The sequence below is a fragment of the Arthrobacter sp. SIMBA_036 genome, assembly GCF_046535135.1.
Taxonomy (GTDB): Bacteria; Actinomycetota; Actinomycetes; order Actinomycetales; family Micrococcaceae; genus Arthrobacter.
This window is the reverse complement of record NZ_JAWRXG010000091.1, coordinates 1-318: the sequence shown is the minus strand read 5'-3', so window position 1 is coordinate 318 and position 318 is coordinate 1. Positions and strand designations below refer to the sequence as shown.

Here is a 318-nt window from a genome sequence, read left to right as displayed (position 1 = left end):
GAGAGAAATCAAGACATTTGAGAATTATGATTTTTGGTTGTGTGACGGAACCGATCCTGAGGGAAATGTATTTCAGTTAAAATGCAGAAAATAATACCTATGAAAAAAATATTTGGAATTCTATTTTTAATCACAGCCCATTGTTTATTTGGGCAAAATATTTCCACTATTGAAAAACAGCTTGATGATGCTTTTCAAAAAATTAATTACTGGTATTCTGATGGCCAAAGCAAAGAATCTTCTTCAGATTCTCTTTATACGGCCAATATAAAATTTGAAAAATTATTGCTTCAGTATACCTCATCAAACCCTCAGACC

Annotated in this window: 1 protein-coding gene; it reads left to right on the top strand. The window is 31.4% G+C overall.

The window, feature by feature from the left end:
* Positions 1-99 precede the first annotated feature (99 nt).
* The coding region (locus SB659_RS19255) for a hypothetical protein (protein ID WP_410551552.1) at positions 100-318 on the top strand (219 nt) is incomplete at its 3' end.